The organism is Flavobacterium luteolum (genome assembly GCF_027111275.1).
GTDB classification, from domain to species: Bacteria; Bacteroidota; Bacteroidia; order Flavobacteriales; family Flavobacteriaceae; genus Flavobacterium; species Flavobacterium luteolum.
In genome coordinates, this window is record NZ_CP114286.1 from 586,173 (window position 1) to 608,821 (window position 22,649).

30 protein-coding genes and 1 pseudogene are annotated in these 22,649 nt (G+C 32.6%); 28 read left to right on the forward strand and 3 right to left on the reverse strand.

Annotated features, from left to right (window positions below; all coding sequences use genetic code 11):
• Positions 1-9: 9 nt before the first annotated feature.
• The 28 genes and pseudogenes from OZP10_RS02205 (at position 10) to OZP10_RS02340 (ending at position 20,767) form a co-directional block, all read left to right on the forward strand.
• Positions 10-1,329, forward strand: coding sequence for a RagB/SusD family nutrient uptake outer membrane protein (locus OZP10_RS02205; RefSeq protein WP_281633315.1), 1,320 nt, complete (start codon positions 10-12; stop codon positions 1,327-1,329).
• A gap of 138 nt (positions 1,330-1,467) precedes the next feature.
• On the forward strand, positions 1,468-2,232 hold the full coding sequence (locus OZP10_RS02210; RefSeq protein WP_281633316.1) for a LytR/AlgR family response regulator transcription factor: 765 nt from the start codon (positions 1,468-1,470) through the stop codon (positions 2,230-2,232).
• A 225-nt stretch (positions 2,233-2,457) separates the two neighbouring features.
• The gene (locus tag OZP10_RS02215) at positions 2,458-3,042 is read left to right on the forward strand and encodes an NUMOD4 domain-containing protein (RefSeq protein WP_111379090.1); all 585 of its coding nucleotides are present in this window, start codon (positions 2,458-2,460) and stop codon (positions 3,040-3,042) included.
• Between the two features lie 465 nt (positions 3,043-3,507).
• Positions 3,508-4,896, forward strand: coding sequence for a dihydrolipoyl dehydrogenase (gene lpdA / locus OZP10_RS02220; protein WP_073416603.1), 1,389 nt, complete (start codon positions 3,508-3,510; stop codon positions 4,894-4,896).
• A 462-nt stretch (positions 4,897-5,358) separates the two neighbouring features.
• A pseudogene (locus OZP10_RS02225) lies at positions 5,359-6,108 on the forward strand (YegJ family protein).
• A gap of 156 nt (positions 6,109-6,264) precedes the next feature.
• On the forward strand, positions 6,265-6,771 hold the full coding sequence (locus tag OZP10_RS02230; protein WP_281633317.1) for a TPM domain-containing protein: 507 nt from the start codon (positions 6,265-6,267) through the stop codon (positions 6,769-6,771).
• Positions 6,772-6,858: 87 nt separating this feature from the next.
• Complete coding sequence (locus OZP10_RS02235; RefSeq protein ID WP_281633318.1) at positions 6,859-7,293, forward strand: GNAT family N-acetyltransferase; 435 nt, start codon at positions 6,859-6,861, stop codon at positions 7,291-7,293.
• A gap of 16 nt (positions 7,294-7,309) precedes the next feature.
• Positions 7,310-7,696: a DUF1801 domain-containing protein gene (locus OZP10_RS02240; RefSeq protein WP_281633319.1), complete on the forward strand. Its 387-nt coding sequence runs from the start codon at positions 7,310-7,312 to the stop codon at positions 7,694-7,696.
• A 105-nt stretch (positions 7,697-7,801) separates the two neighbouring features.
• A complete protein-coding gene (locus OZP10_RS02245) occupies positions 7,802-8,182 on the forward strand; it encodes a YdeI/OmpD-associated family protein (RefSeq protein ID WP_281633320.1) in 381 nt (126 codons plus the stop codon).
• Positions 8,183-8,289: 107 nt separating this feature from the next.
• Positions 8,290-8,970 carry a DUF4919 domain-containing protein gene (locus tag OZP10_RS02250; RefSeq protein WP_281633321.1) on the forward strand — a complete coding sequence of 227 codons (681 nt, stop codon included), beginning with the start codon at positions 8,290-8,292 and terminating at the stop codon, positions 8,968-8,970.
• A 135-nt stretch (positions 8,971-9,105) separates the two neighbouring features.
• Positions 9,106-9,648 (forward strand): DUF2975 domain-containing protein, encoded by a 543-nt coding sequence (locus OZP10_RS02255; RefSeq protein ID WP_281633322.1) that lies wholly within the window; start codon positions 9,106-9,108, stop codon positions 9,646-9,648.
• Between the two features lie 10 nt (positions 9,649-9,658).
• Entirely contained in the window at positions 9,659-9,865 is a 207-nt protein-coding gene (locus OZP10_RS02260; protein ID WP_281633323.1) for a helix-turn-helix domain-containing protein, read from the forward strand.
• A gap of 82 nt (positions 9,866-9,947) precedes the next feature.
• Positions 9,948-10,541: an NAD(P)H-dependent oxidoreductase gene (locus tag OZP10_RS02265; protein ID WP_281633324.1), complete on the forward strand. Its 594-nt coding sequence runs from the start codon at positions 9,948-9,950 to the stop codon at positions 10,539-10,541.
• Positions 10,542-10,565: 24 nt separating this feature from the next.
• Complete coding sequence (locus tag OZP10_RS02270; protein ID WP_281633325.1) at positions 10,566-11,009, forward strand: hypothetical protein; 444 nt, start codon at positions 10,566-10,568, stop codon at positions 11,007-11,009.
• Between the two features lie 103 nt (positions 11,010-11,112).
• Complete coding sequence (locus OZP10_RS02275) at positions 11,113-11,601, forward strand: SRPBCC family protein (RefSeq protein WP_281633326.1); 489 nt, start codon at positions 11,113-11,115, stop codon at positions 11,599-11,601.
• A 36-nt stretch (positions 11,602-11,637) separates the two neighbouring features.
• Complete coding sequence (locus tag OZP10_RS02280) at positions 11,638-12,054, forward strand: hypothetical protein (protein ID WP_281633327.1); 417 nt, start codon at positions 11,638-11,640, stop codon at positions 12,052-12,054.
• Between the two features lie 6 nt (positions 12,055-12,060).
• Positions 12,061-12,273 carry an ArsR family transcriptional regulator gene (locus tag OZP10_RS02285; protein ID WP_281633328.1) on the forward strand — a complete coding sequence of 71 codons (213 nt, stop codon included), beginning with the start codon at positions 12,061-12,063 and terminating at the stop codon, positions 12,271-12,273.
• 79 nt (positions 12,274-12,352) lie between these two features.
• A complete protein-coding gene (locus OZP10_RS02290) occupies positions 12,353-12,721 on the forward strand; it encodes a nuclear transport factor 2 family protein (protein WP_281633329.1) in 369 nt (122 codons plus the stop codon).
• A gap of 195 nt (positions 12,722-12,916) precedes the next feature.
• Positions 12,917-13,957 (forward strand): serine hydrolase domain-containing protein, encoded by a 1,041-nt coding sequence (locus tag OZP10_RS02295; protein WP_281633330.1) that lies wholly within the window; start codon positions 12,917-12,919, stop codon positions 13,955-13,957.
• A gap of 6 nt (positions 13,958-13,963) precedes the next feature.
• A complete protein-coding gene (locus OZP10_RS02300) occupies positions 13,964-14,389 on the forward strand; it encodes a DUF1801 domain-containing protein (RefSeq protein WP_281633331.1) in 426 nt (141 codons plus the stop codon).
• Positions 14,386-15,489: an MBL fold metallo-hydrolase gene (locus OZP10_RS02305; RefSeq protein WP_281633332.1), complete on the forward strand. Its 1,104-nt coding sequence runs from the start codon at positions 14,386-14,388 to the stop codon at positions 15,487-15,489. The genes OZP10_RS02300 and OZP10_RS02305 overlap by 4 nt, the downstream gene beginning before the upstream one ends.
• Positions 15,490-15,675: 186 nt before the next feature.
• Positions 15,676-16,800 carry a lactonase family protein gene (locus tag OZP10_RS02310; RefSeq protein ID WP_281633333.1) on the forward strand — a complete coding sequence of 375 codons (1,125 nt, stop codon included), beginning with the start codon at positions 15,676-15,678 and terminating at the stop codon, positions 16,798-16,800.
• A gap of 31 nt (positions 16,801-16,831) precedes the next feature.
• Positions 16,832-17,356, forward strand: a complete 525-nt coding sequence (locus OZP10_RS02315; RefSeq protein WP_281633334.1) for a GNAT family N-acetyltransferase — start codon at positions 16,832-16,834, stop codon at positions 17,354-17,356.
• A gap of 46 nt (positions 17,357-17,402) precedes the next feature.
• Entirely contained in the window at positions 17,403-17,984 is a 582-nt protein-coding gene (locus OZP10_RS02320) for an LOG family protein (protein ID WP_281633335.1), read from the forward strand.
• Positions 17,985-18,095: 111 nt separating this feature from the next.
• Positions 18,096-18,563 (forward strand): SRPBCC family protein, encoded by a 468-nt coding sequence (locus tag OZP10_RS02325; protein ID WP_281633336.1) that lies wholly within the window; start codon positions 18,096-18,098, stop codon positions 18,561-18,563.
• Positions 18,564-18,764: 201 nt separating this feature from the next.
• Positions 18,765-19,133 (forward strand): iron chaperone, encoded by a 369-nt coding sequence (locus OZP10_RS02330; protein WP_281633337.1) that lies wholly within the window; start codon positions 18,765-18,767, stop codon positions 19,131-19,133.
• A gap of 41 nt (positions 19,134-19,174) precedes the next feature.
• Positions 19,175-20,074, forward strand: a complete 900-nt coding sequence (locus OZP10_RS02335; protein ID WP_281633338.1) for a TlpA family protein disulfide reductase — start codon at positions 19,175-19,177, stop codon at positions 20,072-20,074.
• Between the two features lie 9 nt (positions 20,075-20,083).
• On the forward strand, positions 20,084-20,767 hold the full coding sequence (locus tag OZP10_RS02340) for a 2'-5' RNA ligase family protein (RefSeq protein ID WP_281633339.1): 684 nt from the start codon (positions 20,084-20,086) through the stop codon (positions 20,765-20,767).
• A gap of 82 nt (positions 20,768-20,849) precedes the next feature.
• On the opposite strand, the gene OZP10_RS02345 is transcribed toward OZP10_RS02340, so the two are convergent.
• The 3 genes from OZP10_RS02345 to OZP10_RS02355 are packed head-to-tail and all read right to left on the reverse strand — an operon-like array spanning position 20,850 to position 22,646.
• On the reverse strand, positions 20,850-21,209 hold the full coding sequence (locus OZP10_RS02345; protein ID WP_281633340.1) for a VOC family protein: 360 nt from the start codon (positions 21,207-21,209) through the stop codon (positions 20,850-20,852).
• A gap of 55 nt (positions 21,210-21,264) precedes the next feature.
• Positions 21,265-22,140, reverse strand: a complete 876-nt coding sequence (locus OZP10_RS02350) for a hypothetical protein (protein ID WP_281633341.1) — start codon at positions 22,138-22,140, stop codon at positions 21,265-21,267.
• 47 nt (positions 22,141-22,187) lie between these two features.
• Positions 22,188-22,646: a hypothetical protein gene (locus OZP10_RS02355; protein WP_281633342.1), complete on the reverse strand. Its 459-nt coding sequence runs from the start codon at positions 22,644-22,646 to the stop codon at positions 22,188-22,190.
• Positions 22,647-22,649 lie beyond the last annotated feature (3 nt).

Genomic DNA, 22,649 nt, shown 5'->3' on the forward strand with positions numbered 1-22,649 from the left:
CAATTAAAGATGAAAAAATTCTCAAAATATATATTTCTTTTTGTCGCTTCGATTGCTGTCAGCAGTTGCGATGAATATCTAGATGTGACTCCTATCGGAAAAGTGATTCCAGAAACTTTACCACAATTTCGAGCTGTTTTAACTACAGGCTACTCCATCTATCCAGAACACAAAGCATTGACGTCTATGCGTACAGACGAATTGGTTTTAAATGAAGATAGTGACAGAACTGTATCTTATAGAGACATTCATATCTGGAAAGATGGAAACCCTGATCAGTTTACTAAGTTTTTTCCATATGATGAACTATACACTACGATTTTCTATACGAATGTAGTAATCAATGAAGCTTCAAAAAAACTGGATGCTTCTCCTGAAAGAGATCAATTAATTGGAGAAGCTTATGCACTTAGAGCTTTAGCTTATTTTGACTTGGTAAATCTTTTTGGAAAACCATACAATGCAGCAACAGCTCCTTCAGATAAATCAGTTCCGTTAGCTTTAGAAATCGACTTAGAGCAAGTTTTTGTTCCGCAAACTGTTGAAGTTATTTACAACCAAATTATTTCAGACACAAATGAAGCTGAAAAATTAATCAATGTAAGTTCTCAAACTAAAGGCATAAACTACCGCTTTTCTAAAGTTGCTTTGTACAGTTTAGAAAGCCGAATTTATCTTTATCGACAAGAATGGCAAAAATCTTTAGATGCTGCCAACAAAGCACTTGCTATAAACAGTAATCTAGTTAATTTAAATTCGACTCCTATTATTCCAACAAAGTTTGATACTGCAGAATCTATTTTAGCTATAGAAGTAGGATATACTACCGACATTATGGAATCTTCTTTTGCATCGCCAGAGTTGATTAACGCTTATAGCAAAACAACAGATTTGCGTTTTCCTCTTTACTTTTCAACTAGTGGAAGCAATTACATAATTGAAAAAGGAAGATTCGACGAGAACAAATGTACTATCAGAACTTCTGAATTGTATTTGACAAAAGCAGAAACATCTGTAAAACTCAACAATATCTCAGATGCTAAAAAGACTGTTTTAAGTTTTGTGAAAAACAGATATTCAGCAACAGGATACACACAACTTGAAAGCGAAGTAAACGCTATGAATGCAGCAGATCTGACCAACTTTATATTGGCAGAAAGACAACGTGAATTTGTTGTTGAAGGTCAACGTTGGTTTGATTTAAGAAGAACAACACAAAAACAGATTGTTCATACTCTAAAAGGACAAAATTATACTTTGATACAAAATGATCCGCGTTATACTCTTATTTACCCAGCAAACGCGAGATTGAACAACCCCAATCTATAATACACCTATTGTTTTTTTTAAAAGAGGTCTAGTTTTTACAGCTAGGCCTTTTTTTATAAAAAACTACCAACAAAATAGCCTCTTTATTACGAATGGATTTATCTTTGCAAAATATACTGATTATTTAAAGTCCGTAAAATGAAAATTGCTATTGTCGAAGACGAACATCTTGCTTCCAGCTATCTAAAATCTATTTTAGAACAGCAGGACGTTTTATCGATTGATGCAATCAACGTTTTAAAATCGGTTAAAGAAGCTGTAGCATTTTTTAGCGAAAACAAAGTAGATCTTGCCTTCATGGACATACATTTGGGCGACGGAAAAAGTCTTGAAATTTTCGAAAAAGCAGATATCTCCTGCCCTGTTATTTTTGTAACCGCTTACGATTCGTATGCCATTTCTGTTTTCAAACATTTTACAATCGACTATCTTTTAAAGCCATTTGAAGAAGAAGAATTGTTAGAAGCACTTCAGAAATTCAAAAAAATAAAAGATAGCTTTAACAGCAATGCTACACTTCGATCTTTAGTTGCAATCGAAAATCCTGAAAGCAGTAAAATACAGCGTCATTTCCTAGTAAATCACGGTTATAAAATGATTTCTATTAATGAAAACGAAATTTCGTATTTTCTAGCGACTGGAAAACATCTTTTTATTCATATAAAATCTGGAAACAGCTATTTGTACAATAGTACTTTGACTGATATAATAAATAGTCTCGACCCTTTCAACTTCTTCAAAATAAACCGAAAATATATCGTTAGCCGAGACAGCATTAAAGAAGTTATAAAACATTCTAATCAGAAGGTCGAATTGATTTTGACGGTTCCAGCAGCTGAATCTGACGCGATTTTTATCAGTAAAAAAGAAATCAATAACTTCAAAAATTGGCTGGATCAATAATTTAATAATTATTTAGCTATAAATTAATCCAGATTCAAAAAACAAGAAAACTGCGTTTTTGATAATTTGTGATTTAAAATCCGACTAAAAACTATCAAAAACACTTTAAAACGTTAAATTAGCGTTATAGAAATCATAAAATTGCCCTTTCACAATGAATGAGATAGCTGAAATTTTTGGTTTATTTTTTATCTTTGAGAGTATAGAAATCAAATGTAAAAGACAATGCCACAAAATAGATTTTATCCTGATGAAAAATTCAAAGAAATAGAAATAAATGCCTCATTACAATTAAGATATGCCATTTCAAACAGGGGAAGACTAATAAGCTTTACCGACGATATTGAAAACGGACGCATCTTAAAAGGCGGTTTAAGCGACGGATATCCAACTTTCCGTTTTAAGGTTAAAAAAGACGATAAAATCGTAAATAAATATCTTTTCTTATACAAACTAGTTGCGCAATATTTTATTCCGAAAGAATCGGAAGAACAAACGTATGTACTGCATCTGGATTACAATAGAGCCAACGATGATGTAAGAAACTTGCGCTGGGCAACCAAACAAGAAATGATGGCGCACAGCCGTAAAAGTCCGCGCGTGATTCAGGCAAAGAAAAACTTAATTGAACACAACCTAAAAGCTGATGGGCGAAAATTAACCACTACAAAAGTGATGTTAATTAAAAAAATCCTTGCAAGACCAGAACAAAAAACACGTCTTAAAATGATTGCCAAACAATTCGGCGTAAGCGAAATGCAGATTAGAAGAATTGCCAGCGGAGAAAACTGGGGACACGTTAAGATTTAATGGTGAATGGTTAATTGTGAATGGTAAATTATTAATTCATAACTCATAATTATATAAGCCACAGATTATACAGATTAGCACAGATTTTTTAGAAATCATTTTAATCTTTATAATCTGTGGCTTATTTTTTTATGACAATAGATTCAACAATTGTCAGGCTGAGCGGAGTCGAAGCCCGCACAAAGCTCTTCGACTTCGCTCAGAGAGACAACTAAATAATCATCTAAATTTTTCAGATTTATCGTCAAAATAGCAAAAATCACTTCATAATTCACAATTTACAATTCACAATTCATTCGGTTTCTGTGAAAAGACCAAAATCTCTGTCTTTAAAAACAAAATTTCAAGTGTTCATATAAAATAAATCCTTAAATTCGCAATCACAAATAACAAAAGAAGAAATCGAAAGATGAGTTTCGGAAATATAAACTTCACATTCGATTGTTAATACTAAAAGCAAAAAAAATGAAATACGACGTTATTGTTTTAGGAAGTGGTCCTGGAGGATATGTAACAGCGATTAGAGCTTCACAATTAGGCTTTAAAACTGCTGTAGTAGAAAAAGAAAATCTAGGTGGAGTTTGCCTTAACTGGGGATGTATCCCAACAAAAGCGCTTTTAAAATCTGCTCAGGTTTTTGATTACCTTAAACACGCTTCTGACTACGGATTGAAAGTTTCTGAATTTGATAAAGATTTCCCTGCTGTTATTCAACGCAGCCGTGGTGTTGCTGAAGGAATGAGCAAAGGTGTTCAATTCTTAATGAAAAAAAACAAAATTGACGTTATTGAAGGTTTTGGAAAACTAAAACCAGGAAAAAAACTTGACGTTACTGATAAAGACAATAAAGTTACAGAATATAGCGCTGATCACATTATCATCGCAACTGGTGCTCGTTCTCGTGAGTTGCCAAACTTACCTCAAGATGGTGTAAAAGTAATTGGATACCGTCAAGCAATGACATTGCCAACTCAGCCAAAATCTATGATCATTGTTGGTTCTGGAGCAATTGGAGTTGAGTTCGCTCACTTCTACAACTCAATGGGAACAGATGTTACTATCGTAGAATTTATGCCAAACGTAGTTCCTGTAGAAGACGAAGATATCTCAAAACAATTTGAGCGTTCTTTGAAAAAATCAGGAATTAAAGTAATGACTAACTCTTCTGTTGAGCGTATCGACACAACTGGAGCTGGAGTTAAAGCTTTCGTTAAAACTGCAAAAGGAGAAGAAGTTCTAGAAGCTGACATCGTACTTTCGGCAGTTGGAATTAAAACAAACATTGAAAACATCGGATTAGAAGAAGTTGGAATCGCGGTAGACAGAGATAAAATCTTAGTAAACGCGTACAACGAAACTAACATTCCGGGATACTACGCAATTGGAGACGTTACTCCAGGTCAAGCTTTAGCTCACGTGGCTTCTGCTGAAGGAATTAACTGCGTAGAAAAAATTAAAGGTTTACACGTAGACCCAATCGATTACGGAAACGTTCCTGGTTGTACTTACGCAACTCCAGAAATCGCTTCTGTAGGTTTAACAGAAAAACAAGCAAAAGAAAAAGGTTACGAATTAAAAATTGGTAAATTCCCATTCTCAGCTTCTGGAAAAGCAAAAGCTGCTGGAAATGCTGACGGATTCGTAAAAGTAATTTTCGATGCTAAATACGGAGAATGGTTAGGATGCCACATGATTGGTGCTGGTGTTACAGATATGATTGCAGAAGCAGTTGTAGCTCGTAAACTAGAAACTACAGGTCATGAAATCCTTAAATCTATCCACCCTCACCCAACAATGAGCGAGGCTGTTATGGAAGCTGTAGCTGATGCTTACGGCGAAGTAATTCACTTGTAAAAATATACAAAGTAGAGACTAAATGTCTTTACGGAGTTATATATAATTTTCAATTTATAAAATCTGATTTGTGAAAACAAGTCGGATTTTTTTATGCCTATAGCTTTATCATTTCAACCGAAGAGAGAAATCACACTAGAAATTCTACAAAGTAAATCGTCAATCTTTGTCATTTCGACCAAGGGGAGAAATCACACTAGAAATTCTACAAAGTGAATCGCCGATCTTTGTCATTTCGACGTAAGGAGAAATCTTAGCAAGCAACTCGACAAAGATTAGAAAAAAATCATTGCTAATAACTTTACTTTGCGGAGTTTCTCGCGAAGATTTCTCCTTACGTCGAAATGACAATACTACGGTTAAAAAAAAGAACTTCAAACAAATCTCAAAATTCATTAAACAACATTTCTCCCAAAGTACTAAAAAGATTACTTTTATAAATCATTATAAACAAGCATTGTTATGGAAGAAACAAAAATATTCTACGCCGACGGGGAAAACCCTAAAATGATCGAAGCTTACAAAAGAGCACAAGAAACCTTTAAATATTTCTGGAGAGAACTATCTTGGGAATACAGATGAATAGTTCCAGGATTGGATGTTGCTTGTGTAAAACTGGCTTTTACTCAAGAAATAGACAACGAAACAATCGTAGAGCACATGTGGATTAACGACGTCAACTTTGATGGCGAAAATATATACGGAATTTTAGTAAATGATCCCGATGAGCTGACCAATGTAAATAATGGAGACGAAATCGCAATTCCAGTTAATCAAATAAGCGACTGGCTATTTGCTATTGATGGCAAAACTTATGGAGCGTTTACAATTCAAGCAATGCGTTCTGAAATGAGCGATGAAGAAAGAGAATCGCATGACGAAGCATGGGGATTGGATTTTGGTGATTTTAATGACATTCTGGTTGTAAATGAGCAAAAAGAAAAACCCGAAAATCTAATAGAACATCCAATGAGCAAAAACATGAGAGAAAGTCTTATCGATTTTGTCAAAAATAATCCAGAGGAAGTAACCAATCAGGATGAGTTAGGCTATACTTTTCTGCATCGCGAAGTTATAGCAGGAAACCAGAATTCTGTAGAAGTTTTACTAGAAATTGGTGCAGACAAAAATGTAAAAACAGAAACTGGCAAAACTCCTTTAGATTTTGCTAAAGAATTAAAATGGGATCATTTACTTCCCCTACTACAGTAAAAACTTCAAAATCCGATTTGCTTCTGTAAATCGGATTTTATTTTTATGTAAAGTCTTATATATTTTTTCAACTCAAGTCCAAAACTATTCTATTTTTCATCTGTTAAAATTAAAGAATGTACTACTTTTGCTGCTCCAAATCTAAAATGCCACAGAATGAAAAAATTATTCTTTACGCTAGTACTGTTAACCTCAGTTCTTATATCTGCCCAAACCAAAACCGACACTGATTTTGCTTCTCAACTGAAAAACTCATTTTCAGGATCTGCAGATTGTGTAAACGACTTCGAAAAAATACTGAAACCAGCTGAACTTCAGTCTTTGAATACCACACTAAACGGTTTTGAAAAAAAATATCTTTATAAAATTGTTGTGATCACGACTCCTTCTTATGCGCCATTTAAGTCATTGGAAGAATATACATTAGAACTCGATAAATTTCTATCAAAAGACCCTAGACTAGACCCTACTCTTTTAATAATAGTAAGTAAAACGTTAAGACAAATTCAGGTAATAAGTGTCGATTTTATAAGATACAAATTAAGTAATGAAGACACCCAAAACATAATTGCTACTTATTCTGTTCCAGAACTTAAAAAAGGAAACTATTATAAGGCTTTAGAGCTGGCATCAAATGAATTCATGAAAAAGCTTCAGCTCTAATAAAAAATCAAAATCCGATTTGTGCAAACCAATCGGATTTTTTATTTATCTTGTTTACGCTTAATAAACAATAAATGTAAATTCGAAATGATAGTTGTAGAAGAATCTAGAAATATCGATTTACCACGTTTAAGAACCATTTTCTTAAATGAAAGACAGCGAACATTTACGGAGCAAGACACATCAGAATTTAAATTAGAAGATTTCGATAAGCAGACTCAAGGAGAATATATCCTAACTGCTCTCATAGATAATATTGCTGTCGGATTTATTTCGATCTGGATGCCTAACAATTTTATTCATCATCTCTACGTTGATACTATATATCAAGGAAAAAACATTGGCACTCAATTATTACAAGCCGCCATACAAAAAACAGCATTTCCAATTACGTTAAAATGTCTTGTGAGCAACACAAAAGCAACTGAATTTTATCTTAAAAAAGGATTCAGAGAAAAATCTAAAGGACAGTCAAGCAACGGAACTTATATTTTATTTGAGCTGACAAAAGATGTAAAATAACCTAAATGTTTTAGCTATGAATCAGGTTCAGGAATACAACAATTCTCAGACAGCAGAAAACAAAGAAATCTGTAATCTCCTTTATTCTATTATAAATAAAAACTTGATCGAAGCCGAAAACAAAATATGGCACGCTCATCCTGTTTGGTTTCTAGACGGAAATCCGATTGTGGGCTACAGCAAATTAAAAAATTCGGTTAGATTACTATTTTGGAGCGGACAATCTTTTGATGAAGAAAAACTGCAAAACGAAGGTTCGTTTAAAGCAGCAGAAATGCGTTACATAAACTCCAGTCAAATAAACGAAGAAGATTTAAAACGCTGGCTCAAAAAAAGCAGAGAAATTCAATGGGACTATAAAAACATTGTGAAACGAAAAGGCGAATTGCTTCGGTTAAAATAAATTATAATAGCTTAAAGATTTAATTTTCAAACTTTATTTTTAATTTTATTACTGACATACAGTTGTCATAAGGTCATTTTACCTTTATAAAGTAAAATTAAAAAGATGGAAACTAAAGACGGAAAATTAGCCGTTTATGCCCAAACAAGACAAGATTGGCGCAATTGGCTACAGCAAAATAGTCAGACAGAAAAATCAGTTTGGCTTATTTTGTATCATAAAAAAAGTAAAATGAAAAGTGTCAATTTAGTTGAAGCAACCGAAGAAGCGCTTTGTTTTGGCTGGATTGACAGTCTCTGCAAAAAAAGAGATGCAGAAAGCTATTACCTCACTTTCTCTCACCGAAATCCAAAAACCAGTAAATGGAGCAAACCAAATATCGAAAGAGCCGAACGCATGATTCAGCAGAATTTAATGACAGAACAAGGTCAGAAATTAATTGATATAGCAAAAGAAAAAGGAAAATGGATAATAGATGAAACATGATGAAAACGTATTTTGCCATGCTGAATTAGGATTTTAAAAGAACGTTTCGCTTTAAAATAATTTGTATTTTAGTAAGACCAGAACTATAATCTAAAACCTTCTAGATCATGCTAAAACAAACTTTTGTTCTTCTCTTTTTTTGTTTCGGAATCCATTTAAATGCTCAAGATATCGGTTTTACCAAACCAGATTACAAAGCAATAGAAAAAGAAATCAGTGATAAAAACTCCAAATTCTTTTATCCGAAATTAATTGAAAGGCTAGTGAAAAATGATACGCTTTTAACCCACGACGAATACCGCCATTTATATCTAGGTTACTTTTTTCAGCCCAAATACAACGCCTTTTGGACTTCTCCCGATGACGAAAAACTTCGTACTTTTTATGCTAAAGAAAAACTCGAAGCTTCAGATTATGATGAAATTATAAAACTGGCCAATAATTCTTTAAAAGACTTTCCATTTGACCTTAGACAGCTCAACTATCTAGCTTACATTTATCACTTAAAAGGCGACGAAACTGCTGCAAAAATTACCTCTTTTAAATTTCACAGTATCATGAATGTCATTCTTTCTTCTGGCGACGGTAAAAAATGCGAAACTGGTTTTCATGTTTTAATGGTCGATCACGAATACATACTGCTCAATCTTTTTGAAATTGAATCGAAAGGCCAATCACTTGTTGAAAATTGTGACTACCTAAGTTTCGAAAAGGGTGTTTATAATGTAGACGGAATTTATTTTAACATTGAAAAAATGCTCGAGAACGAAAAGAAAATGCTTCGATAAACAAAATCTCTAAACATACAACAATAGCTTCGTCATTAAATTGATGAAGCTATTTTTTTTGATAAAAACCATTTATTTATTGCTTATCAATAAATTTTTATTATTTTAGCAGCATAACTTCTAATCTTAAATAACATGGAAATTAAAATTGGAACACCGCAGATTCTAAAAATCCTGAATATTTTATCTTGGATTATTTTTATTGGCTTATGTGTAGAAGCTGGTATGTATCTTTTTAACGGAATTTATACCATGACCATAAATTCATACAATGCTAGATTTCTAGATTTACTTGACCTTTATACTTTTAATACAGGTTTCTATGTACAGGAAATATGTTTCATCAGTATTGTAGCTATTCTCAAAGCTATTATGTTATACATAATTGTAAAATTGCTTCATGAGAAAAAATTAAATATAGAACAGCCTTTTACCTTAGAAACAGGAAACTTTATATCATATCTTTCGTATCTAGCTTTCGGAATCGGATTATTTTCCCTTTGGGCCGCAAAATTCAATATCTGGCTAACTACAAAAGGAATAAAAATTCCTACACTGGAAAGTTTAAATCTTGAAGGCGGAAGCGTTTGGATATTTATGTCCATTATACTTTTTGTCATTGCACAGATTTTTAAAAGAGGAATCGAAATCCAATCTGAAATTGACCTAACCATTTAAACGAAAAATTATGCCTATTATAGTAAATTTAGATGTCATGATGGCAAAAAGAAAAATGTCATTAAATGAACTTTCAGAAAAAGTAGATTTAACATTATCCAATCTTTCCATTCTAAAAACTGGCAAAGCAAAAGCAATCCGTTTCAGCACACTTGAAGCCATCTGCAAAGTTCTGAATTGTCAGCCTGGAGATATTTTAGAATTTTCTGAAGAATAATAAAAACTTTTATTTTAATTTGTATTTTCGTACAAAATTCAATTAGTTTTTAAGAGCATTTTCTAACACAAAAAATCTAACAATGAATATTCTAGTTGTTTACGCGCATCCGAGCAAAAAATCATACACTTTTCAGGTTTTAGAAAGATTAAAATCAGTTTTAGGCAATGAAAATTGGAATATTGAAGTCTCCGATTTGTATGCATCTAATTTTGTTAGTGATATGTCTGAAGCAGAATATGAGCGTGAAGGTTTTGCTAAGGCACAGCTCCCAATTTCTCAAGATGTTTTAGTAGAACAGGAAAAAATAGAAAAAGCAGATTGTATTATTTTCCTGTATCCTGTTTGGTGGAGTGATTGTCCAGCAAAATTAAAAGGCTGGTTTGATCGTGTTTATTCAGTTGGATATGCTTACGGACAAAATGAAACTTCAAGAAAGATGAAAACCATTCCGTACGGACTTGTAATTTGCACTGCGGGACATCCGAATGAATTTTTACTTGAAATTGAAATGGCTCAAAGTATGGAAAAAATTATGCTCGAAGACCGTTTAGGAAAACGTTTTACGCACAAAGAAATGATTATTCTAGGTGGAACATTAGAACTTGAAAATGTAATGGCAAAACATTTTGAACTGATTAATAAAATTCCAGAAAAAATTAAAGCAATACAATAGATCACAAATCTTATTTTATAAAAAATGATAGAAGACAATAATTTAGAAAAATCAGTTTTTGAAGAAATTCCAACCGAAAAAATATATTCAGAAAAAGCGATACGAATAGGAACATTTTTTGCTGGTCCGCTGGTTGCAGCGTATTGCATTGCAGAAAATTTTAAAGCATTTAATGATTCTGAAAAAGCAAAGAACACATGGATTATTACCACACTGTCAATGATTGCAATTATTGGACTTATTTTTATCATTCCCGATAATTTCCCTAGTATTCTCTTCCCTATACTTTATTCAGCTGTGGCTTCTTATTTCTTGAAAAAATTCCAGGAACAGAACATTCAAAAACATATTCAAAATGGCGGTGAAACTTTCGGCGGATGGAGAGTTACTCTGATTGGCTTATTGAGCATTCTTATATTTTTAGGAATTATTATGAGTGTTGTCCTATTAACTGAAAACGCCTCATAGTTTTTCTGTCCGAAACACCCCTTAAATTTGTCTCTAAAACACCTTAATCAATTGATTTTTAGATTGTAATTTTACTTTACTAATTTAAAAAAATCAATTGATTATGAATACTAACGATTTTACCACAACAATACTTTTCAATCAATCACCAGAAGAAGTTTTTAAAGCTATACAAAACGTTAAAGGCTGGTGGTCGGAAGAAATTGAAGGAAAAACAGCAAACAAAGGCGACGAATTTAAATACCACTATGAAGATGTTCATCGCTGTAAAATAAAACTAATTGAAGTAGTTCCAAACCAAAAAATCGTATGGCTGATTGAAGAAAATTACTTCAGTTTTACCAAAGACGACACGGAATGGACCAACACAACAGCCGTTTTTGATATTTCGAAAGAAGGCGATAAAACAAAACTCACTTTTACACACGTGGGTCTGGTTCCAGAATACGAATGTTTTGACGTCTGCAAAGCTGGTTGGAGCAACTATATCGAGAACAGTTTAAAAAAATTAATAGAAACTGGAAAAGGACAGCCAAATGCAACTGGAAAACCTCAAATAGAAACCGAAAGAGCATTATCATCAAAAGAATAAATTTCATAAATTCGTTACAATAAAGAAACGAAAATTATGAATCCTATTTTAAGAAATACTTTGGCCATAATTGCAGGTCTTGTTATCGGAAGTATTATCAACATGAGTATCATTTTAATAAGCGGTTCTATAATTCCGCCTCCAAATGGTGCCGATGTTACCACTACAGAAGGTTTACAAGCAACTATGCACTTATTCGAGCCAAAGCATTTTTTATTTCCTTTTTTAGCCCACGCAATCGGAACTTTCGCTGGAGCATTTACAACTGCATTAGCAGCTGCCTCACACAAAACGAAACTAGCTTTTATTATTGGTGCTTTCTTTCTATTTGGTGGCATAACAATGGTATTAACACTCCCATCTCCACTCTGGTTCAGCATTGTCGATTTGGTTTTTGCTTATCTACCAATGGCTTATCTCGCTTCTAAAATCGCTTCAAAAAAGAAAATCTAAAGAAAAATGGAAACCAAAAACGCTCTAAAACCAGCTAAAAAATGCTACAGCCACATTGGCGGTAAACTCGGCGAACTTCTTTTGGAAACATTTGCCGACAAAAAATGGATTGCAAAAAACGAGGCTTCAGATAAGCATTTTTACATCACCGAATTGGGCGAAAAAGAATTTGCCAAATTGGGTATCGATCTTACCAAAATCAAATCGGAAGCCATTTAATTTTATAAATTCACTGTTATTTTCTGCAAAATTTATAGCACTTAATTTCATAACTTAGTTTACTTTAAAAACCTGAATTATGACTAAGAAAGAAATCGCTAAAAACTTCCTGAAACTAGCAGCAAAAGGGCATCCTCATGAAGGTTTTCGATTGTATGTCGGAAAGAATTTCAAACACCACAATGCTTATTTCAAAGGCGATGCAGACACTTTAATGCTTGCCATGGAAGAATCTGCCAGAACAAATCCGAATAAGCTTTTTAAAATTCATCATATTTTAGAAGATGGAAATCTCGTTGCTGTACACTCTCATCTCAAACAAACTCCATCAGATATAGGTTTTGCAGTAGTGCATGTTCTAAAATTCAAAGACGATAAAATCGTAGAACTTTGGGATTTAGGACAGCCTGTTCCTAAAGATTCTATTAATGAAAATGGAATGTTTTAATTTTTGTTTCAAGTTTCAGGTTTCATGTTACCTACAAAACGTGAAACTTGAAACTTGAAACCTGAAACTTGAAACCTGAAACTTGAAACCTGAAACTTGAAACTTGAAACCTGAAACCTGAAACCTGAAACTCGAAACCTGAAACCTGAAACCTGAAACTCGAAACCTAAAAAAATTCACCATTAACAATTATAAATGAACTTCATCACCAAAATCTCCTTATTATTAGTTTTAATCTTTGTTTCTTGCAATTCATCTGCTCAAAAAAAAGACAATTATAAAAAAAGTATTGATAGTTTACTTCAAAACACCAACCCTAAATTTAATGGTGTGATTTTGATTTCTCAAAACGGAAAAACATTGTATTCTAAAGCAGAAGGTTTTTCGAATTTCGAAACCAGAACACCTATAAAAATGGATACTCAATTTGAAATCATGTCCAACAGTAAATTAATTGCTGCCGTTTTACTGTTGTTGGAAGTAGAAAAAGGAAAAGTAGATTTGAATGATCCAATCAAAAAATACCTACCAGAACTTACACAAACTTGGGCAGATTCAGTAACAATTCATCAGCTTTTAAACCATTCTCATGGAATTATCGATTTAGAAAAACCATTGGCTTTTAAACCGGGAACCGATTTTAAATACGGAAATCTAAGTTTTAATCTGGTTGCAAAAATTGTCGAATTCAGCTCTAAAAAAAGCTACACAGAAGTTGCCGAATCACTTTTTAAGAAATTAAAGATGAATCATACTTTTTGTTATTCAAAAGATAAAGAACAAAATCTGGCAAAAGGCTATTATAACATAAAAAATCAACTGGAACCCGATACTTCAAGACAAATCACAGATGAAACTTTAGGTGCAGACGGCATTATTTCAACCGTTTCTGATCTTGCTATTTGGAACAATAATCTTCATAAAGGAAAAATATTAAAACCAGAATCGTATCAGTTATTAACTAAAAACACCATTTTATCTCAGCATAATTTCTTCGGAAAAGAAAAGCAACCTTATGGATACGGAATTCGAATTGTAGAAGAAGAATCCGTTAAATATCTTGGACATACAGGTTTGGGAGACGGGTTTTCTGGCGTAAATTTGTATTTCCCACAAAGTGATGTAAGTTTGATTGTATTGGAAAATCAGATGCCCGAAGATGCCAGTTTGTTTTATGCGACTGAGTTTAAAATCAAAAACATTCTTTTAAAAAGTAATTTATTAAAGAAAAAGTAAGCTAAAATGGCAAAAAATAAAACCACAGAAACTCAAAATAGCGTTACTGATTTTATTAACGCTGTCGAAAATGAAGTTAAAAGAAACGACGCTTTTGAACTTCTAAAAATAATTCAAGAAGCAACTGGTTTTGAGCCCAAAATGTGGGGACCAAGCATTATTGGTTTTGGAAGCTATCATTACAAATACGACAGCGGTCACGAAGGAGATGCTCCGTTGGCTGGTTTTTCGCCAAGAAAAACAGCCATGACCGTTTATTTTTATCTGCCACAAGAAAAAAGAGAAGAACTTTTATCTAAACTTGGAAAACATACTTCGTCTAAGGCATGCATTTACATTAAAAAACTCGAAGATATTGATATTGAAATCTTAAAAAAGATAATTTTACTTTCAATTGAATATACCCAAAATTTATATCCTCAAAATAAATGACAACATTCGTAATTCTATTATTGCTGATTGGTTTTGCAATTTATATGTTTCTGCAACATCCAAAATTCGGAAAAGCGCCTTCGGGAGCGAGACTAGTTCAAATTCAAAATTCGCCACAATTTAAAAACGGAAAATTCGAAAACCAGAGCTTTACGCCCGATCTCGCTGAAGGAGCAACTATGGCTGGAGTTTTGTTTGAATTTTTCTTCAAGAAAGTAGATCGAAAAATTCCAACCGATCTTATTCCGTCTGTAAAAACCAATTTATTGGAGCTTCCTCTAGATCAAGATATTTTGGTTTGGTTTGGGCATTCGTCTTATTTTATTCAGCTTGAAGGAAAACGCTTTTTAATTGATCCCGTTTTTAGCGGTAACGCCTCTCCTATTCCTGGCACAACAAAATCGTTTAAAGGAACAGATATTTACACGGTTGACGATCTTCCAGAAATTGATTATTTATTGATTACACATGATCATTATGATCATTTGGATTACGATACATTTCTAAAATTAAAACCTAAAACTAAAAAAATAATTACGGCGCTCGGTGTGGGTTCGCACTTGGAATTCTGGGGATTTCCATCTGAAAATATCATTGAAAAAGATTGGTACAGCACTATCAAATTAGATGAAAATCTGACAATTCATACTGCACCATCAAGACATTTTTCGGGCAGAGGTTTTAAAAGATGCAATACGCTCTGGACTTCTTTCATTCTCGAAACTAAAGATTTTAAAATGTATTTAGGCGGAGATAGCGGCTATGATTCTCATTTTGCTGCAATTGGTGAAAAATATGGCCCATTTGATATTGCTTTAATTGATAACGGCCAGTACAATGAAAAATGGAAATACATTCACAACATGCCGGAAGATGTTATAAAAGCCATGAAAGATCTGAAAGCAAAAAGAGTATTTCCTGTACATTCTTCAAAATTTGCTTTATCGTTACATTCTTGGGATGAACCTTTAAATAAAGTGACTCAATTGAATCGTTTATCTGAAAATCCAGTTCCACTAATTACACCAATGATTGGCGAAATTGTTGAATTGAAGAATGACAAACAAGAATTTAAACAATGGTGGAAAGGGGTTAATTAATTATGAATTGTTAATTATGAATTATGAGTTCTAAATCTATGCAATGTCACCCTGAGCGATCCCGAGGCTTCGGGAGAAGGGCGCTCCAATTGGCACTAGGGCTTCGACTTCGCTCAGCCTGACAAAAGTGAACAAAACATGAAACCTGAATCTTGAAACTCTAAAACCAAAAACAAACTAAAAACCGTGAAACAAAAAATAATATTTCTATCCTTTTTCTTCCTTTTAATAACCAATGCCTTTTCTCAAAACACTTATGTCTTTTTAGGATCATATAATCGTGATAAATCGGCAGAGGCTATTCAGGTTTATCAATTGGATACTTTGAGTGGGAAGCTAACCAAATTTACGTCGGTTAAAAATATTGTAAATCCGTCATATTTGACGGTTTCTCCAAATGGGAAATATGTGTATGCGTGTACAGATACCAAAACACCAAATGCAGGAAGTGTAAGCAGTTTTGAATTTAACGCAACAGCAAAAACTTTGACTTTTTTAAACAGCCAGAGAAGCGGTGGCGAAAATCCTGTGTATGTCAGCGTTCATAAAAGCGGAAAATGGTTGGCAAATGCCAATTATACAGAAGGAAGCGTATCGGTTTATCCGCTTCTAGAAAATGGTAAAATTGATTCTATTGCGCAGAATTTTCAATATACAGATGGAAGCGTCAATAAAGAAAGACAAACCAAATCTCATGTGCATTCTGCCGTATTTTCTCCACAGTGCGATTATTTGTTTTTACCCGATTTAGGCGCCGACAAAATACGCTGTTATGCTTTTGATGAAAATCAGAAAAAACCTTTAATAGAAACTCAAAATCCATTTACCAAAACCGATTTGGAAGCTGGACCAAGACATTTTACCTTTCACCCAAATCAAAAATGGGGATATTGCATTGAAGAAATGGCTGGACAAGTAAGTGTTTACAATTATGAAAATGGCATTTTAAAAAAAATACAGCGCATTGCCACACATCCCGACAAAATTAAAGAAGGTTTTGAGAGCTCTGATATTCATATTTCTCCCGACGGAAAGTTTCTTTACGCCACAAACCGAGGCAAGGAAAACAATATCGCAATTTTCTCTATTGATGAAAACGGACTTTTGAAAAACATTGGTTATCAATCTACTTTAGGAAAACATCCTCGTATTTTTGCTATTGACGAAAGCGGAAAATTTCTAGTTGCTTCGAATGTTTTAACGGGTAATATTATAGTTTTTAAAAGAAATCTGAAAACGGGATTATTAAAGAAAGTAGGAAAAGAAGTAAAAATGGAGAATGTTTCCTGTGTGAAGATTAAGAAAATTTAACCACAAACCATTAATCAAAAAACCATAAAAAATGCAAATATCAAACTTCAATTTACAGCCAGATTTTTTAGAAAACGAAATTTCAAAATTAATTCCGCTAGAAGAAAAACATTTTGAAGCATTGTTTGAAGCAGCTTCCGATCCTTTAATTTGGGAACAGAATCCTGTAAAAGACCGATATACAAGAGAAGGTTTTAAAACTTATTTTGACATTATAATTACAAAAAGTTCCTTCTTAATTCTCGATAAACAAACCAATGAAGTTATGGGAACAACAAGTTTTTATGACTACAATCCAGAAAAATCGAATGTTGGAATTGGTTATACTTTCATTACAAGAAAATATTGGGGCGGACCATATAATAGTTCAAATAAGAGATTAATGATGGATTATGCTTTCCAGCATGTTAATTCGGTGCTTTTTCATATCGGAGCTGAAAATTACCGTTCTCAAAAAGCCGTTTTAAAGCTAGGAGCGGAAAAAATCAACGAACTGACATTTATTATTAACGGCACTGATTTTCCTTATTTCGAATATGAATTGAAAAAAAAGTAAAATACTTCTAATTTACCATTTCACATCTAACATTTCACAAAAAAGAATGAAAAGAATAACTGTTTTCTGCGCCTCTAGTTTCGGCACTGAAAAAATTTTCGAAGAACAAGCCTCAGCTTTAGGGAAAACTTTGGCCGAACAAAATATAGAATTAGTTTACGGCGGTGCAAATGTAGGCTTGATGGGCGCAGTTGCAGATGGAGCTTTAAATGCAGGCGGAAAAGTAATTGGCGTACTTCCAAACTTTTTAAGATCTAAAGAAATTGCTCATTTGGGTTTAACCGAATTAATTTTGGTAGAAAGCATGCACGAAAGAAAAACCAAAATGAACGATTTATGCGATGGTGTAATTGCACTTCCTGGCGGTTTTGGAACACTAGAAGAACTTTTTGAAATGCTGACTTGGGCGCAATTAGGATTGCATAAAAAACCGATTGCTATTTTAAACGTAAACGGTTTCTACGATTCGCTAATAAATTTATTGCAAACCATGACAGAAAAAGGATTACTCAAAGAAGTCAATCGAGAAATGCTTTTAGTTAGTGAAAATATTGACGATTTGCTGGAGCAAATGAAGAATTATGTTGCGCCAACTGTTGGAAAATGGATTGATAAAAAAAAGTTATAAATTGTGAATTATGAGTTAAGAGTTGCCTGTTCAGAATAAAAACTACAAAATTTAGAGTTATATTTACAAATCCATCTCGCTTCTAACAAACAACATCTAACTTCAAAAGAAATGAAAACAGAAAATAACAAATTCGCAAGAGCCGAAATGCTGATTCGAAAACCTGTTTCAGAAGTTTTTCAGGCTTTTATTGATCCGCAGATAACGAGTAAATTTTGGTTTACAAAAGGATCCGGAAAATTAGAAGAAAATCAAAAAACCGAATGGACTTGGGAAATGTATGGTTTTTCGCTTTCGGTTACCACGCTAGTTTTACAGGAAAATAAAAAGATTGTCATTGAATGGGGAAATCCAGATGAAATCACTTTGGTAGAATGGGTTTTTAGTCCTTTAAACGAAAATGAAACTTTTGTGAGCATTACTAATTCTGGTTTTCATGGAGATTCAGACAAAATAATTGATCAGGTTCGCAATTCAACTGAAGGTTTTACTTTGGTTTTAGCGGGTGCAAAAGCTTATTTGGAGCATCGTTTACAATTGAATTTGGTTTTGGATCGTTTTCCGAAAGGTCTTGCTTAATTTCATTTAACCGCAAAGAGCGCAAAGTTTTTTTGAGAGTCATTAAAATGAAAAGTTTGCAAAGCATTTTCTACACAAAACTTTGCGAACTTAAAATATAGATTTTGCTTAATCTTCGTATTAAAAAAAACCTTAGCGCACTTTGCGGTAAAAATTTAACTACAAAGAAAGGCAAATTGAAACAATTAAAAACAAAAGAAAATGGAAGTAAAAAAGCCGGAAAATATAGACGAATACATTGGCGGATTTCCTAATGACGTTCAGGAAGTTTTAGAAAATGTTAGAGCAACGATTCATCAAGCAGCGCCAAATGCTAAGGAAAAAATTAGCTATTCTATGCCAGCTTTTGAGCAAAATGGTATTGTAGTTTATTTTGCTGCTTTCAAAAACCATATCGGACTTTACGCTTTGCCAAGCGGACATGAAGCTTTTGCCGCAAAACTTTCTAAATATAAATCAGGAAAAGGTTCTGTTCAATTTCCATTAAAAGATCCAATGCCTTATGATTTGATTACTGAAATTGTAAAGTTTAGAGTCAAAGAAAATCTTGAAAAAGCCAAAAAGAAATAATTCTAAAATCTATTTTCTTATCATTTACAAAGTCTTATTTAATGAAAAAAATAAATCTTCTTTTTTTACTTTATACCTTTTTTGTAAGCTATTCTAGTTTTGCTCAAGACGAAACTACAATTGAAAAAGAAATTTTAGAACTTCATAAACCCACAAAAAAAGTTCGTGACTCAATTATAAAGTTGCAAAAAGAAGTTTATTTAAAAATTGAATTTGAAAAAGACTCCATAATTAAAAATCAATTAAAGCTTCGTTTAGATGAATTAGAAAACGCAAAAGATCAAAATGATATTGAAGAATTAAAACTTGATTTTGTTTTTGCTAAAAACCATCCTAGTTCATACCACGCTTTACAACTAATACGAGTTCCTGTTAATCGTTTTATTGGAATGAATTTTTATGACACTTTTGTGGAAGTTTTTGAAAATTTCACTCCAGAAATAAGGAATTCAGAAAAAGGGCAGGAAATGTCCGAGAAACTAAAATATTTCAAACAAAGTAAAGTTGGAAGTCAAGCTCCCGATTTTAATCTGAAAGATATTAATAACAATGCCATTTCGCTTGCTGATTTTAAAAACAAACAATATGTTTTAATAGATTTCTGGGCTAGCTGGTGTGCTCCTTGCCGCGAAGAATTACCTTATATTAAGGAATTATACAAAAATTATAAATCACTTGGCTTCGAAATTATAAGCATTACTAGAGATGAAAACTTAGATGCCTGGAAAAAGGCTATTATTAAAGATAAAATCGAGTCTTGGAAACATATTTCAATTTTAGAGAATAATAGTTCTATTGATAAAGATTATTTTGTTAACGGAATTCCTCATAAAATTCTTATCGATAAAAACGGCATTATTATTGGGAAATGGAAAGGCAGCGGAGAAAGCAACAAACATGATTTACAAAAGCTTTTAAAATCGATTTTTGAAGCAGAATAATATACATCAATGAATTTAACCGAACATTACAATCAGCTTTACAAAACATCTTCTGAAATCATTTCGGCAGGAAAATATTCAATCGATTCTGAACTTAAAAATGAATCAGATTCCCGTTTTGGAATCACACTGCTTATTCGCCCAAATGAGGAAATTAAAGCTAATATTCAGCAATTTATCAATGCATTAAAAAAAGCGGAACCTGAGCAGTATTTTTATCCCGATTCAGATATTCATATTACAGTAATGTCAATTATTTCTTGTTCGGATAAATTTACTTTGAATCAGATTTCAACGAACGAATATATTGAGGTAATTTGCAGAAGTCTTGTTAATGTTGAAAAAATTAAAATTCATTATAAAGGTGTAACTGCTTCTCCATCGGCAATTATGATTCAGGGATTTCCAAGTGATGAAACACTGCATAATTTACGAAACAGACTTCGTGAAAATTTCAAGAATTCAGGATTACAGCAATCGATAGACAGCCGATATGAAATTTCTACCGCACACTCTACCATAATGCGCTTTCAAGAAAAACTTCATGATCCTAAAAAACTGATGGGAATTGCAGAAAAATTCCGTGATTATGATTTCGGAGAATTTGAGGTTAAAAACTTAGAATTGGTTTATAATGACTGGTATCAGCGTAAAAGCACTACACGTGTTTTGGGTGATTTTGGATTGAGGTGATTTTTTTGCTTGCCACTAATTTTATTGAAGTGAATAAAAAAATAATTCGTGAAAATTCGTGGCGAAAAATAGAATCCCAACTTTATTTAAATTTTCCAAAATGCCATAAAACTCCCGAAGGATCGTGCAGGAAACATTCGCTTCCCCAATCTAAATGACGAGTTGGGGTTAGTTTTACACCGTATTTTTCAGTCAAATTGAGTGCTGCTAATTCATTATAATAACGATCCACATCATCAACTTCGAGAAAAATCATAGTATTTTCGTTCCAGCTTTTATCGTAATAATCTTGGAGATAAAAAGCGATTTCTCCCGTTTTAAAAACTGAGAAATTAGATTCTAAAACTATTTCCTCAAATCCTAAATCACGATAAAAGCTTCTTGAGATTTCAAAATTTTTGGAACCAATAAAAGGACGTATTGACTTAGCATTGTGATTCATTTCAGTATTTATTTAAGATTACTATTTTTTGTAAGTTAAAAAGAAATAAAACCCTTTATTTAACTTTCACAATATTATATTTTAAACCATCTCTCGTTTCTCTATCGTTTACGACACCAAATTGATAAACAAAATCATTATACTTTAATGTTTTGTCTTTTCTATCATAAATCAGAATAGAGATAAAGGAATCATATTTTGACGAATTGTCTGTTTTCTTTTCATTGTAAAATTCGTTAAAAATTATGCCTTTAACTTTAAGCAAATTTTGATCATACTTTACGTCAAATTGTGTTTCTTGTGTAACTTGATTTCCATAATGCACAACTGCCTTGTAAGTACCTTCCACAAAATCGTCATACATTTCTTTTCTTACCAATGAATTATCTCTACAATCGACAGAAACAATTTTAGATTTATTATTAAATTTGACATCCTTTATTGCTTCATTTTCAACAAATCCAACAAAACAGCTTTTATCTTTAAACACAGAGATTTTCGAGTATTTACTTCCTTTAGATAGCAACTCGATTCGCTTTCCTGCAGGAATAACAAAATCAATATTTTTATAGTTATTGGTATCGAGAGTATCACTTAGCAAATAATTTTGCCTCGCAGTTAAATTATCAATATCATTTTTATCAAACAAAATCTCCAGCACAACTTCCTTATCAAATGATCTAACTTGTGTTACTGAGAAAGATTCATCTTTATATTTCTTAAGCTTAATAATATTAAAATCACATCCTTTTTTACATTTTCCAATTAATTCTACACTATCATTTTTAGTAAGTGTAACTATTTTACCATCTTTTAAGCTGGAAGGTGTTGTAAAGTCTGATGGCAAACGAACTTTATGAGTAAAGTTTCTTTGTGCAAAAGCACAACCTGACAAAAACAACAATGCAATTAATACTATTTTTTCTCTCATTTATTTTTTCTGATATACTATTGAAAAACTTATTCGCTTCTGAAAGATTACAAATTTATGTCGTTATAATAAATTAAAAACCATTTATTTTTGATCAGTTTAAATTGTCTTTCGACTTCAAAACCGCTGTTATCAATCCAAAATTTCTCCGTAATTAATGTATCCGTTTTTATTATTGAATGTTGATACTCTCCTATTTCAGTTTTTTCAGCAACCGGAATTACTTGAAACTGCCAGTTTTTTCGCGTCCAATTGCTCTGCTCAAAACCAGTGATATGCTTTCCTTCAATAGGGAAATCAACTCTCGAAACCTGAAAAATTGAATCTGAGTGGAATTTTTTATTGAACTCATCAAAATTCTCAGGCAGTTCTCTTTTTGCAGATCTTGCAACGCTATCAATATCAGGCATTTTAGAATTCAAATCTGATTCCTGTTTTACTTTGTTAGTACAATTCAAAAAAATGAGTGCAAAAGCAAAAATTAATAAAACGCTCGAGATTTTCATTAA